This is a genomic window from Rathayibacter sp. VKM Ac-2804, from assembly GCF_009866655.1.
In the GTDB taxonomy this organism is placed as follows: Bacteria; Actinomycetota; Actinomycetes; order Actinomycetales; family Microbacteriaceae; genus Rathayibacter.
This window is the reverse complement of record NZ_CP047420.1, coordinates 1,293,943-1,306,129: the sequence shown is the minus strand read 5'-3', so window position 1 is coordinate 1,306,129 and position 12,187 is coordinate 1,293,943. Positions and strand designations below refer to the sequence as shown.

Sequence of the window (12,187 nt, the reverse complement as noted above, 5' to 3'; positions counted from 1 at the left end):
GCGCGCACAACCTTACTGGGCACCGTGTCCCGTCATCGGCGACGGGGCAGGGCGCAGGGCCTCCGATGGTCGAAGGCGGGGCGGGCCGGGAACCCTAGTATTAACGCATGCCGGACGTCACCATTCCTCGCGAGCTCCTCCCCCACGACGGGCGGTTCGGCTGCGGCCCGTCCAAGGTGCGGCACGACCAGCTCGCGCACCTCGCGACGCAGGGCGCGCACCTCCTCGGCACCTCGCACCGGCAGGCCCCGGTGAAGAACCTGGTCGGCTCCGTGCGCGAGCACCTCGCGACGCTGTTCCGCATCCCCGAGGGCTACGAGGTCCTGCTCGGCAACGGCGGCTCGACCGCCTTCTGGGACGCCGCCGCCTTCTCGCTGATCGACCGCCGCGCCGAGAACCTGACGTTCGGCGAGTTCGGCCAGAAGTTCGCCAAGGCCGCCTCGGCGCCGTTCCTCGAACCCGCGCACGTCGTGTCGGCCCCGGCCGGCTCGCGCAGCGAGGTCGAGATCCTTGAGGGCGTGGACGTCTACGCCTGGCCGCACAACGAGACCTCCACCGGGGTCATGGCACCGGTGCGGCGCGTGCACGGCGACGAGGGCGCCCTCACGGTGATCGACGCGACCAGCGCCGCGGGCGGGATCGACTTCGACGCCACGGAGGCCGACGTCTACTACTTCGCCCCGCAGAAGAACTTCGCCTCGGACGGCGGCCTCTGGTTCGGCCTCTTCTCGCCGGCCGCGATCGAGCGGATCGAGCGGATCGCGGCGAGCGGCCGCTACATCCCCGAGTTCCTCAGCCTGCAGAACGCGGTCGACAACTCCCGGCTGAACCAGACGCTGAACACCCCCGCCCTCTCGACGCTGCTGCTGATGGAGTCGCAGCTCGAGTGGATGAACACGAGCGGCGGCCTGGCCTGGGCGTCGGCGCGCACGCTCGAGTCCTCGTCGGCGATCTACGACTGGGCCGAGGCCTCGCCGATCGCGACCCCGTTCGTCGAGGTGCCCGAGCACCGCTCGCAGGTCGTCGCCACCGTCGACTTCGACGCTTCGGTCGACGCTGCGCTGATCGCGAAGATCCTGCGCGCCAACGGCATCGTCGACACGGAGCCGTACCGCAAGCTCGGCCGCAACCAGCTGCGGGTCGCGACCTTCGTCGCGATCGACCCGGACGACGTCCGCTCGCTGCTCCGCTGCATCGACTACGTCGTCGAGCGCCTGGCCGACTGATCGACCGGGCGGATCGGGGAGGCGCGCGGTGAGGCTCTGGCTCCGTCCGGACGGGCGCCGCCCCGCTCCCCCGCCGTACGCCTCCGACGACGCGACGGCGCTCCTCGTGGGGTGCGTCGTGTGGCTGCTCGCCCTGATCGGCGTGCTGATCGCCGCGGCGGCGGGCGCGTCGGTGGCGCCGCTCGTCCTGTCGACCGTCGTGATCGGCCTCGTCCTCGGGACGATCGGCCTCTTCTACAGCCGCAACCGCCGCTGAGCCTCGACATCCGTCACCGCGCGGAGCGTCGTCGCCTCAGCGCCCGGGCCGAGCGAGGGCGTTCCCGCTCGGCCGAGTGCCGTCAGCGGCGGCGGCGCCGACGTCCGCGGCCGCTGCCGCCCCGTCGTCGGTCGTTCGAGGCGCCGGCGACGGCGTCCTCGCCCTCGGAGTCGTCGTCATCGGAGTCGTCCTCGTCGGAGTCGGTGTCGTCGTCGGAGTCGGTGTCGGAGTCGGGGTCGTCCTCGTCCGAGTCGTCGTCGGCGTCCTCGTCGTCGTCGGAGACGTCGTCGTCGTCCGCCTCGTCGTCGTCGTCGAGGATCTCGTCCTCGTCCGCCACCGCGTCGCCGTCGACGACGATGTCGTCGTCGTACTCGTCGTCCTCGGTCTCGTCGCGCTCACCGCTGGCGTCCTGCGCCGCGCGGTAGTCCGCGAGCCGGACCGACCACGGGACCCAGTCGGGCGCGAGCACGGAGCCCTCGCCCGGCAGCAGCTCGACCTCGAGCACGTTGACGCCCTCGGACTCGTCGATCCTCGACAGCGTCGCCGTCCAGAGCCACCCGGGGTAGCCGCGCATCAGATTCGTGAACTGCAGCGAGACGACGTGCTCGCCCTGGGCGATCGTCGCGACCAGGGTGCCGATCGTGTCGGCGGTCGTGATGTCGAGGAGCGCCTCGCGCGCACGGTCCTCGGAGCCTGCGAGCACGGGGTCGAGCTCGTAGACCGGCTGGGGCTCCGGCTCTCCGGCGTCCGCTGCGGGCCCCGCCTCCGGATCCACGCCCGCCTCGGCGGCCTCGTCGTCGTCCGACTCGTCGTCCTCGTCGATCTCGTCGCTCCAGACCGGCGACGAGACCGGCTTCGACGGCTCGGTGTCGCGCTCCGCCGCAGCGTCGGCGGCCGGCGCGTCCGCGGCGGCGGTCTCCTCAACGGCGGACTCCTCGGCGGTGCCGTCCTGGAACAGGACGTCGTCGGCAGCGCCCCTCGCGGGTGCCGTCCGCTCGGACTCGGGAGCCGGAGCGTCGTTCCGGGGCGACGGGTCGCCGGTCGTCTCGTCGGCGTCAGGCATCCAGCTCGTCCGCAACCCGGCGCAGCAGCGTCGCGATCGTGCGCCCGTGCGCCTTGTCGGGGTAGCGGCCGCGCTTGAGGCCCGTGCCGATCCCGTCCAGCAGCTTCACCGTGTCCTCGACGATGACCGACATGTCGTCGGCGGACTTGCGATTGAGCTTGACCATGCTGGGAGGAGTGTCGATGATCCGGGCCGAGAGCGCCTGCGCACCGCGCTTGCCGTCGGCGATGCCGAACTCGAGGCGGGTGCCGGCCTTGACCGCGGTCCCGGAGGGCAGCGCGGAAGCGTGCAGGAAGACCTCCTGGCCGTCATCAGTGCTGATGAAGCCGAAGCCCTTCTCCTCGTCGTAGAACTTGACCTTGCCGGTAGGCATGCGGAACCCCTCCTGGAAATGAAGCAGCCATCAGTTTAGTGGACGGCGCCCGCCCTATCCTTGACCCGTGAAGCCACAGCAGCCTGCGGGCATCGGACGCGCGGAGCGCACGCTCGCCTACATGTTCGTCGCGATCATCGTCGTGACGGTGCTCGCGTTCATCGCCGTCCTGGTGGCGCCCATGATGGGCGTCCGCGACTACAGCGGCGGCCTCTGGCAGTTCGTCATCGCCCTGCCGCTGGTCGGTCTGCCGATCGCCTTCCTGATGATGATCGCGATGCTCGTGGTCGGCGTCCGCCGCCGCCGCGCCTCGTAGCGCGGACCCGCACCGACCTCTCCGGCGGCACCGAGGCCGCGACGAGCGGCCGGTCACGCGACTCCCAGACTCCACCCAGGCCACGCGCAGATACTGTCCGCATGGACGGACCCCGCATTCTCATCGTCGACGACGAGCCCAACATCCGCGACCTGCTCACCACGAGCCTCCGCTTCGCCGGCTTCGCCGTGCGCGCGGTCGGCAACGGCGCTCAGGCCATCTCCGCAGTCCTCGAGGAGGAGCCGGACCTCATCATCCTCGACGTGATGCTGCCGGACATGAACGGCTTCGGGGTCACCAAGCGCCTGCGCTCGGCCGGTTACACCTCGCCCATCCTCTTCCTCACGGCGAAGGACGACACCGAGGACAAGATCACCGGCCTCACCGTCGGCGGCGACGACTACGTCACCAAGCCGTTCAGCCTGGACGAGATCGTCGCGCGCATCAAGGCGATCCTCCGCCGCACGATGCACGCCGAGGAGGACGCGGTCATCCGGGCCGGCGAGCTCACGATGGACCAGGACACCCACGAGGTCCTCGTCGGCGACGAGCCCGTCGAGCTCAGCCCGACCGAGTTCAAGCTGCTGCGCTACCTGATGCTCAACCCCAACCGGGTGCTCAGCAAGGCGCAGATCCTCGATCACGTCTGGGAGTACGACTTCAACGGCGATGCGGGCATCGTCGAGTCCTACATCTCGTACCTCCGACGTAAGCTCGACACGCATTCGGAGGAATCGCTCATCCAGACCAAGCGAGGATTCGGATACATGCTGAAGGTCGCGAAGGTCTGACCTCCGCCGCCCCGGTGCCGGCCCCGCGAGGGGGCGGGCGCCCGCACGACTTCGAGGGAGTTCCACCGCCATGCACCAGGGTCTGGCCGAGCGGTGGAACTCCATCTCGTTGCGCACGAAGATCACCGCCGTCACCGTCCTCCTGCTGACGCTCGGCCTGCTGGTCTCCGGCATCGGCACGATGACGCTGCTGAAACCGCAGCTGGTCACTCAGCTCGACGTGGATCTGCGCGCGAAGGCGCAGGAGACCGCGAACATCCTCGTCAACGAGGGTGAGGCGGCGATGGACGACTCGGACAAGGAGTACGTCGGCGCCCTGTACAACGCCGTCGGAAGGCAGTTCGCCTCGACCGCGATCGATCCCAGCGACCCCGTCTTCCCCGGCACCTTCTCCATCGACGAGGCCTTGAAGCTGGGCGACGACAGCGCGACGCTCTACAGCGCGAGCGGCAAGATCGAGTACCACTACGTGGCGACGACGTACTCCGACGGCAACAAGATCACGACGCTGCTGCTCGCCACGTCGACGCGCGACATCGACAACATCATGACGATCTACCTGACGATCTTCCTCGGGTTCGGCGTCGCGATCGTGGTCATCGGCGCGATGCTGACACGGCTGCTGGTCACCACCACCTTCGCACCGCTGCGCCAGGTGGAGCAGACCGCCGCCGCCATCGCCGACGGCGACTTCAGCCAGCGGCTCGACGGCACCACCCCCAACACCGAGGTCGGCCGGCTCAACCGCTCGCTCAACGCGATGCTCGTGCGGATCGACAGCGCCTTCCGCGACCGCGCGCGCACGATCGACCAGATGCGCCGCTTCGTCGGAGACGCCAGCCACGAGCTGCGCACTCCCCTCGTCTCCGTCCGGGGCTACGCCGAGCTCTACCGGATGGGCGCGCTGCAGACCCCCGAGGCCGTCGGCCAGGCGATGGAGCGCATCGAGAAGGAGGCGATCCGGATGGGCGGCCTCGTCGAGGACCTCCTCGAGCTCGCCCGCCTCGACGAGACCAAGCCGCTCGCGCTCTCCCCCGTCGACCTGATGCCGCTCGCCCGCGACGCCGCGATGGACGCGATGGCCTCCTGGCCCGATCGAGACTTCGGCGTCGAGACCCGCGACGACACCCCGGTCGAGACCCCGGCCCTCGAGATGGACGACCCGACGGGCACGCCGACCCAGACGATGGAGATCGCTCCCGCCGGCCTCACCGGACCGATCGCGGCCGCCGGCGCGCGACTGGCGCGCTTCCGCCGCCGCCCGCGCCGCGTGATGGCCGAGGACATCGCCGCCGGCACCGCGCCCGAGCCCGAGCAGGTCGGGGTCCCCGCGCTCGTCATGGCGGAGGAGAACAAGATCCGCCAGGTGCTGACCAACCTGATCGGCAACGCCGTCCGGTACACCCCCGAGGACACGCCGATCGAGGTCGGCGTGGCCGTCGACCGCGCGCGGCGCCTCGCGTTCCTCGAGGTCATCGACCACGGCGAGGGGATCCCGCCGCAGATCCGCGAGAAGATCTTCCAGCGCTTCTGGCGCGCCGACACCTCGCGCACGCGCGAGACGGGCGGCAGCGGTCTGGGGCTGGCGATCGTGTCGTCCATCGTCGCCGCGCACAAGGGCCGCGTCGACGTCGTCGAGACCCCGGGCGGCGGCGCCACCTTCCGCGTCGCGCTGCCTCTCCTCACCGTCGACCAGAACGGCGAGTCCTCCCCAGCTTCGGTCTGACGGCCCCCGCGGCCCTCCCGGTCCGCCGTAGGTTCTCTCGCACGCGCCGACCGGCGCACTCAGCGAGAGGACCTGCAGTGACCCACTTCCAGACCGACATCGACGCGATCAGCACCGCGAGCGGATCCATGCACGGCTACGCGGACCGCATCCGCGCCGAGGTCGCCGGCCTCCTCGGCCTGCTGACCAGTCTCGAGAGCTCGTGGACGGGCCAGGCCTCGACCGCGTTCCAGGGGGTGGTCGGCCTCTGGCGGACCACGCAGGGGCAGGTCGACGACGGCCTCGAGTCGATCGCGCTCGCGCTCGCCACGGCAGGCCAGCAGTACGCCGAGACCGAGGAGGCCAACGCGCGGCTGTTCGCGTTCTGACCCGGCGGAGGTGATCCCGGCCGGCCCTCCGCCGACGGCCGGGATCACGCCCGGCAGGCCTGCGACGGCTCCCCCGGTGCCGCCGGTCCGACGCCGACGCCGACCCGTGGAACGCCGAAGGCGGCTCCCCCGGAGGGGAACCGCCTTCTGCGTCGTTCGGGTCGGACTAGAAGTCCATGCCACCCGTGGGGTCTCCGCCCGCGGCGACGGGGTTCCGCTCGGGCTTGTCGGCGACGACGGCCTCCGTGGTGAGGAACAGACCGGCGATCGAGGCGGCGTTCTGCAGAGCGGAGCGCGTGACCTTGACCGGGTCGATGATGCCGGCGGCGATCAGGTCGACGTACTCGCCGGTCGCGGCGTTGAGGCCCCAACCGGTCTGCAGCTCGCGGACCTTGGCGGCGACGACGCCGGGCTCGAGGCCCGCGTTCAGCGCGATCTGCTTGAGCGGGGCGTCGATGGCGACGCGGACGATGTTCGCTCCGGTCGCCTCGTCGCCGACGAGCTCGAGCTTCTCGAAGGCCAGCTTGCCGGCCTGGATGAGGGCGACGCCACCACCGGCGACGATGCCCTCCTCGACGGCGGCCTTCGCGTTGCGGACGGCGTCCTCGATGCGGTGCTTGCGCTCCTTGAGCTCGACCTCGGTCGCGGCTCCGGCCTTGATGACCGCGACACCACCGGCGAGCTTCGCGAGGCGCTCCTGGAGCTTCTCGCGGTCGTAGTCGCTGTCGGTGTTCTCGATCTCGCCGCGGATCTGCGCGACGCGACCGGCGATGGCCTCGGCGTCGCCGGCACCCTCGACGATCGTGGTCTCGTCCTTGGTGATGACGACCTTGCGGGCCGAGCCGAGCAGGTCGAGGGTGACGTTCTCGAGCTTGAGGCCGACCTCCTCGGAGATGACCTGGCCGCCGGTGAGGATCGCGATGTCCTGGAGCTGCGCCTTGCGACGGTCGCCGAAGCCAGGGGCCTTGACGGCGACCGACTTGAAGATGCCGCGGATCTTGTTGACGACCAGGGTCGCCAGCGCCTCGCCGTCGACGTCCTCGGCGATGATCAGCAGCTGCTTGCCCGCCTGGATCACCTTGTCGACGACGGGGAGGAGGTCCTTGATGTTCGAGACCTTGGAGTTGACGATCAGGATGTACGGGTCCTCGAACACGGCCTCCTGGCGGTCGGGGTCCGTGACGAAGTACTGCGACAGGTAGCCCTTGTCGAAGCGCATGCCCTCGGTCAGCTCGAGCTCGGTGCCGAAGGTGTTCGACTCCTCGACGGTGACGACGCCCTCCTTGCCGACCTTGTCGATCGCCTCGGCGATGATCGCGCCGATCTCGGGGTCCGCGGCGGAGATGGAGGCCGTGGCCGCGATCTCCTCCTTGGTCTCGATCGCCTTCGCGCCCGCGACGAGCTCGGCGGTGACGGCCTTGACGGCCTTCTCGATGCCCTTCTTCAGGCTGATCGGGTCGGCGCCGGCTGCGACGTTGCGCAGGCCCTCGCGGACGAGCGCCTGGGCGAGGACGGTCGCGGTGGTGGTTCCGTCGCCGGCGACGTCGTCGGTCTTCTTGGCGACCTCCTTGACGAGCTCGGCGCCGATCTTCTCGTACGGCTCGTCGAGCTCGATCTCCTTGGCGATGGAGACGCCGTCGTTCGTGATGGTGGGGGCGCCCCACTTCTTCTCGAGCACGACGTTGCGGCCGCGCGGGCCGAGGGTCACCTTGACCGCATCGGCCAGGGTGTTGAGTCCACGCTCGAGGCCGCGGCGGGCTTCTTCGTCAAAAGCAATGATCTTGGCCATGTGTGTTCTTCGTCCCTCCCGGACGTCAGGGGAATTCCGTCGTTGGCACTCGACTGGAGCGAGTGCCAACAGCGATTCTGGCACTCACCCGGGAGGAGTGCAAGTGACGCCGGCGCCTGGCGCAACGCGAGGAGCCGCCGCCCGCGCGAGGCGGACGACGGCTCCAGTGCAGGGCGGGGGCCTCAGACCACGCGCACCGATTCGGCCTGCGGGCCCTTGGACCCGGTGCCGACCTCGAACGCGACGTGCTGGCCCTCTTCGAGGACCTTGTATCCCGACATGTCGATGGCGGAGTAGTGGACGAACACGTCCTGTCCGCCGCCGTCGACCGTGATGAAGCCGTAGCCCTTCTCAGAGTTGAACCACTTGACGGTTCCGTTCGCCATCTCTCACTCCCAAAGTGCTGTGCTGCCTGCGACACGAGCGATGCGCAGGTGCCTGATTAGGGAGCATAAGCCAGCGTTTCGGCCCGGAATGGGGCGGAATGCGCCCGTGGGAAAGAGTTGTCCGGGATTCAACATGAATTAAACGTGCCGGAAACAGAGCGCCCCCGGGGAGCGGCTCGACCGCCGCGCTCCGAGGGCCCTCCGGGGTCCCGAGCTACTGCGTCGGGTAGTCCGATCCGAGCACGACGACCACGGCGCCGGTCTCGACGAAGTCGGCGGTCAGCACGATCGTCCCGACGCCGAGCGACTGGACGACGCCGAGCGCCGCGCCCTCGAGCCGCGGGTCGGTGTAGTAGACGGTCGTGGCCGCCTCGTCCTCGGTGTTCGCGTTGGCGACCGTGGGCACGCTCCAGCCCGCTGCGGCGAGCGCGTCCCCCGCGCTCGCGGCGAGGCCCTCCGTCGCCGTCCCGTTCAGGACCGCGAGTGCGAGGGTCGGGTCGACGGTCGGGGTGACCGCGGGGGTCGCCTCCGTGTCGACGATGCCGGTCGGCGCCGTGAAGACGTCGTTGAACTGCACCCGGTTGTCGATCACGAGCAGTCCGATGAACCCGAGCAGCACGATCACTCCGGTGGCGAGCGCCGCCCAGGCCAGAGCGATCGCTCGAGCGTGCGGGGCCGGCGGCCGTCGATGGGCGCCCACGCGCCCCTCGGTGGCCGGGATCTCGTCGAAGCGGTCCTTCGGAGCGGTGGTGGTCATCGTCGGTACGGCCGGCCTTCCGTTCGTGGGCCCGAGCAGCTCGTCTACTCGGGACGCCCGAGGCGGCGCGCGGCGCGGGCGTCGGCGCGCCCGTCGCGGATGCGCTGCAGCCGCTTGACGAGCATCGGGTCGTGAGCGAGGGCGGCCGGTGAGGCCAGAACCGCGCTGAGCACCTGATAGTAGCGGGCGACCGAGAGGCCGAACCGCTCGCGGATCGCGTCGTCCTTGTCTCCGGAGCGGGCCGTCCACTCGCCCTCGAACTCGAGGACGCGGCGGTCCCGCTCGGACAGGGCGGAGCCGGTCGTCCGCTCGAAGCCCGTGGTGCCGCTCATGCCTCCAGAGTAGGCAGGGCCGCCCCGGGCGCCGGTGAGGCGCTCCGGTGCATCCCGATGTGCGGGATGCCCGCCTCCTCGAACTCGTCGCCGAACGTCTCGAAGCCCGAGCGCGCGTACAGACCGGCGACGTAGGTCTGCGCGTGCAGGAGGAGGGCCTCGTCGCCGTGCCGCTCCACGACCGCGCGCACGAGGCGGTCGGCGAGGCCCTCTCCGCGGCGGTCGGCACGCGTCACCACGCGTCCGATGACGCGGTGCGCGTCGCGGTGCTCGGCGCGCTCGTCCAGGAGGGTGCGGAGGTAGGCGGCGACGCCCCGCTCGTCCGCGATCCACCAGTGCCGCGTCGCGGGCTCGAGGTCGCGGCCGTCGAGCTCCTCGTCGTCGACCCGCTGCTCGCGGAGGAACACGTCGGTCCGCAGCCGCGCGATGCCGTAGACCTCCTCGGTCGTGAGTTCGCTCCACACCTTCGAGATCACGGAATTCAGCTGCACGGCGGAGAGTTTACGAGAGCAGAGGGGAGGATCCTCCCCCGTACACTGACCAGGATTCCTAGGGAGACCCATGTCGTCGTATTCCGTCAACAAGACCGACGCCGAGTGGCGCGAGGAGCTCGACCGCGAGCAGTACTCCGTGCTGCGCCAGGCCGCCACCGAGCGCCCGTGGACCGGCGAGCTGCTCGACGAGCACCGCGAGGGGCTCTACACCTGTGCGGCGTGCCACGCCGAGCTGTTCAAGAGCGGCACCAAGTTCGACTCCGGCTGCGGCTGGCCGAGCTTCTACGAGTCCATCCGCCCGGACGCGGTGCAGCTGATCGAGGACAGCACCCTCGGCATGGTCCGCACCGAGGTGCGCTGCGCCAACTGCGGCTCGCACCTGGGCCACGTCTTCCCCGACGGCTTCGGCACGCCGACCGGAGACCGGTACTGCATGAACTCGATCGCGATGAACTTCACCACCGAGGGCGAGTGACCGTGTCCGCGACTCCCGTGCTCGACGCCGTCCTGGCTCGGCGCTCCCGCTCGAAGGTGACCGCGGAGGCGCCGGGGCACGAGGAGATCGCGGCGTACGTCTCGGCCGCCTCGCGGCTCGCCGATCACAGCTCGCTCCGGCCCTGGCGGGTCATCGAGATCCGCGGGGCGGCCCGCGACCGCATCGGCCGCAGCTTCGCCGCCGCGTCCGGAGAGAAGAGGGACGCGCGCAAGCACGTCGAGAAGACCCACCGCGCGTCCCTCCTGCTCGCGGTCGTCGTGAGCGTCAAGAAGTCCAAGGTGCCGGCCTGGGAGCAGGAGGCCGTCGCGTCGGGTGTCGCGCACCTGCTCAGCCTGCTGCTCGACGAGGCGGGCTGGGGCGTCTTCTGGCGCACCGGCTCCTACACCCGCGCCAAGGCCGTGCGGAAGGCGCACCGCCTCGAGAAGGGCGAGGAGCTCCTCGGCTGGCTCTACGTCGGGCGGCCCGACGGCAAGATCGGCGGCCCGAAGCGGCCGACGCCGGCCGAGCGGCATCTGAGCATCCTCGAGCCGTGATCCCGCGGCGCGGGCCGGGGCCGGAGCGGCTCTCGGCCCCGCGATAGGGTGGCCCGGTGCGGCGACGCACCTGCCGACGTGGCGCAATTGGTAGCGCACCCGACTTGTAATCGGGCGGTTACGGGTTCAAGTCCCGTCGTCGGCTCCGTCTCGGTCTCTCGCGCCCTCGATCGACCGCTCCCTCCGCCCGTGCACTGCGGCGCTCCCAGCCGTCCGGCGGCAGGCCCGCGTACGGCAGTCCGCGCAGCCTCCGCGTGATCGGCCTCTCGACGAGGCGGTGGATCAGGGTCGCGGCGACGAGCGAGACGGCGATCGTGCCCGCCACGGAGAGCACTCCCGATCGCAGTCCGACCAGCGCGAGGACGGCGGGCACGGCCGGCCCGATCATGGGGTGGAAGAGGTACAGGCTGTAGGACGCGTCACCCAGGGCGAGCAGCGGTCTCCGGACGACGCGGTCGGCGCCGGGCCGCCGCGCGAGCCGCCGCAGGAGCGGTTCGGCGAGGACCACGGCGATGAACGCGGCGGTGACGACTCCCTTCCGGAAGAGCGCGTCGCGCTGCCAGGAGACGCCGCCCGGCGTGACGCTCGCGACGACGGCGATCGCTGCGGCGAGGCCCAGCGCGACGAGCAGGGCTCGGCGCGCGTTCGGCAGAGCGACGATCCTCCCGATCGCCATGCCGATCGCGAAGTACAGCACGATCGGATCGAAGTAGACCGCCCAGGTGGGCCAGTCCTCCGCGGGCCGGAACGCGTGGCCCGACGCGACGAGCAGCACGATCGCCGAGGCGAAGACGAGGACGTTCCGCCGCAGGAGCAGTCCGAGGGCGAAGACCGCGTAGAAGGCCGCCTCGAACGTGAGGGTCCACCCGACGCCGAGGAGCGGCTCCACCGCGCCGTCCGGGTTGCGGCTGGGGAGGAAGAGGTAGGACGCGACTCCCGACCACGGAGTGAGGGCGGCGTGCAGGACGGCCCCGGGCAGGACGAGGATCGACGCGATCTTGAGGGTGGTGGCGATCCAGTACAGCGGGACGATCCGGATCACGCGGCGGACGGCGAAGAACCGCCATCCGCCCCTCACCTCGAAGGGACCCGCGGTGACCGCCATGACGAAGCCGGAGACGACGAAGAAGACGTCGACGCCCGCGGTGCCCCCGTCCCAGACGGCGATCGAGCCGTCGAGGCGCTCCCGTGCGTAGAACGTGGCGTGCGTGACGACGACGAGCAGAGCCGCGACGAAGCGCAGGACCTGGACGCCCTCGAAGAGCGGCGGTCTCGTCATGG

Annotated in this window: 16 protein-coding genes and 1 tRNA gene; 9 read left to right on the top strand and 8 right to left on the bottom strand. The window is 70.7% G+C overall.

Annotation, left to right across the window (positions count from 1 at the left end; translation table 11 throughout):
• The first annotated feature begins 107 nt into the window (after positions 1-107).
• Together serC and GTU73_RS06140 are read left to right on the top strand one after the other, a co-directional pair.
• A complete protein-coding gene (serC, locus tag GTU73_RS06145; protein WP_160087828.1) occupies positions 108-1,226 on the top strand; it encodes a phosphoserine transaminase in 1,119 nt (372 codons plus the stop codon).
• Between the two features lie 28 nt (positions 1,227-1,254).
• Positions 1,255-1,482, top strand: coding sequence for a DUF2530 domain-containing protein (locus tag GTU73_RS06140; RefSeq protein ID WP_160087826.1), 228 nt, complete (start codon positions 1,255-1,257; stop codon positions 1,480-1,482).
• Positions 1,483-1,564: 82 nt separating this feature from the next.
• Here GTU73_RS06140 and GTU73_RS06135 read toward each other — a convergent pair whose 3' ends face one another.
• Together GTU73_RS06135 and GTU73_RS06130 are read right to left on the bottom strand one after the other, a co-directional pair.
• Positions 1,565-2,545 (bottom strand): DUF3027 domain-containing protein, encoded by a 981-nt coding sequence (locus tag GTU73_RS06135; protein WP_160087824.1) that lies wholly within the window; start codon positions 2,543-2,545, stop codon positions 1,565-1,567.
• Complete coding sequence (locus tag GTU73_RS06130) at positions 2,538-2,918, bottom strand: cold shock domain-containing protein (RefSeq protein WP_160087822.1); 381 nt, start codon at positions 2,916-2,918, stop codon at positions 2,538-2,540. The genes GTU73_RS06135 and GTU73_RS06130 overlap by 8 nt, the downstream gene beginning before the upstream one ends.
• Before the next feature lie 67 nt (positions 2,919-2,985).
• On the opposite strand from GTU73_RS06130, the gene GTU73_RS06125 reads away from it, so the two are divergent.
• The 4 genes from GTU73_RS06125 (at position 2,986) to GTU73_RS06110 (ending at position 6,119) form a co-directional block, all read left to right on the top strand.
• On the top strand, positions 2,986-3,234 hold the full coding sequence (locus GTU73_RS06125) for a hypothetical protein (protein WP_244231790.1): 249 nt from the start codon (positions 2,986-2,988) through the stop codon (positions 3,232-3,234).
• A gap of 101 nt (positions 3,235-3,335) precedes the next feature.
• Positions 3,336-4,025, top strand: a complete 690-nt coding sequence (locus GTU73_RS06120) for a response regulator transcription factor (protein WP_085475163.1) — start codon at positions 3,336-3,338, stop codon at positions 4,023-4,025.
• A 70-nt stretch (positions 4,026-4,095) separates the two neighbouring features.
• Positions 4,096-5,751, top strand: a complete 1,656-nt coding sequence (locus GTU73_RS06115) for an ATP-binding protein (protein ID WP_160087820.1) — start codon at positions 4,096-4,098, stop codon at positions 5,749-5,751.
• Positions 5,752-5,828: 77 nt separating this feature from the next.
• Positions 5,829-6,119, top strand: a complete 291-nt coding sequence (locus GTU73_RS06110) for a WXG100 family type VII secretion target (protein WP_160087818.1) — start codon at positions 5,829-5,831, stop codon at positions 6,117-6,119.
• Between the two features lie 166 nt (positions 6,120-6,285).
• Here the strand turns inward: GTU73_RS06110 and groL are convergent, their stop codons facing one another.
• The 5 genes from groL to GTU73_RS06085 form a co-directional block, all read right to left on the bottom strand.
• On the bottom strand, positions 6,286-7,908 hold the full coding sequence (groL, locus tag GTU73_RS06105) for a chaperonin GroEL (protein WP_123702372.1): 1,623 nt from the start codon (positions 7,906-7,908) through the stop codon (positions 6,286-6,288).
• A gap of 182 nt (positions 7,909-8,090) precedes the next feature.
• Positions 8,091-8,294 (bottom strand): cold-shock protein, encoded by a 204-nt coding sequence (locus tag GTU73_RS06100; protein WP_123445168.1) that lies wholly within the window; start codon positions 8,292-8,294, stop codon positions 8,091-8,093.
• A 214-nt stretch (positions 8,295-8,508) separates the two neighbouring features.
• Positions 8,509-9,051: a LytR C-terminal domain-containing protein gene (locus tag GTU73_RS06095; protein WP_160087816.1), complete on the bottom strand. Its 543-nt coding sequence runs from the start codon at positions 9,049-9,051 to the stop codon at positions 8,509-8,511.
• Between the two features lie 44 nt (positions 9,052-9,095).
• A complete protein-coding gene (locus GTU73_RS06090; protein WP_160087814.1) occupies positions 9,096-9,383 on the bottom strand; it encodes a DUF3263 domain-containing protein in 288 nt (95 codons plus the stop codon).
• On the bottom strand, positions 9,380-9,874 hold the full coding sequence (locus GTU73_RS06085) for a GNAT family N-acetyltransferase (RefSeq protein WP_244231789.1): 495 nt from the start codon (positions 9,872-9,874) through the stop codon (positions 9,380-9,382). The genes GTU73_RS06090 and GTU73_RS06085 overlap by 4 nt, the downstream gene beginning before the upstream one ends.
• Before the next feature lie 70 nt (positions 9,875-9,944).
• On the opposite strand from GTU73_RS06085, the gene msrB reads away from it, so the two are divergent.
• From msrB to GTU73_RS06070, 3 genes are all read left to right on the top strand, one after another.
• Entirely contained in the window at positions 9,945-10,352 is a 408-nt protein-coding gene (gene msrB / locus GTU73_RS06080) for a peptide-methionine (R)-S-oxide reductase MsrB (RefSeq protein ID WP_123445164.1), read from the top strand.
• Positions 10,349-10,906: a nitroreductase family protein gene (locus tag GTU73_RS06075; RefSeq protein WP_160087812.1), complete on the top strand. Its 558-nt coding sequence runs from the start codon at positions 10,349-10,351 to the stop codon at positions 10,904-10,906. The genes msrB and GTU73_RS06075 overlap by 4 nt, the downstream gene beginning before the upstream one ends.
• Before the next feature lie 72 nt (positions 10,907-10,978).
• Positions 10,979-11,051: transfer RNA gene (locus GTU73_RS06070), tRNA-Thr, on the top strand.
• On the opposite strand, the gene GTU73_RS06065 is transcribed toward GTU73_RS06070, so the two are convergent.
• Complete coding sequence (locus tag GTU73_RS06065) at positions 11,025-12,185, bottom strand: acyltransferase (protein ID WP_160087810.1); 1,161 nt, start codon at positions 12,183-12,185, stop codon at positions 11,025-11,027. The two genes, GTU73_RS06070 and GTU73_RS06065, sit on opposite strands and share 27 nt — an antisense overlap.
• Positions 12,186-12,187 lie beyond the last annotated feature (2 nt).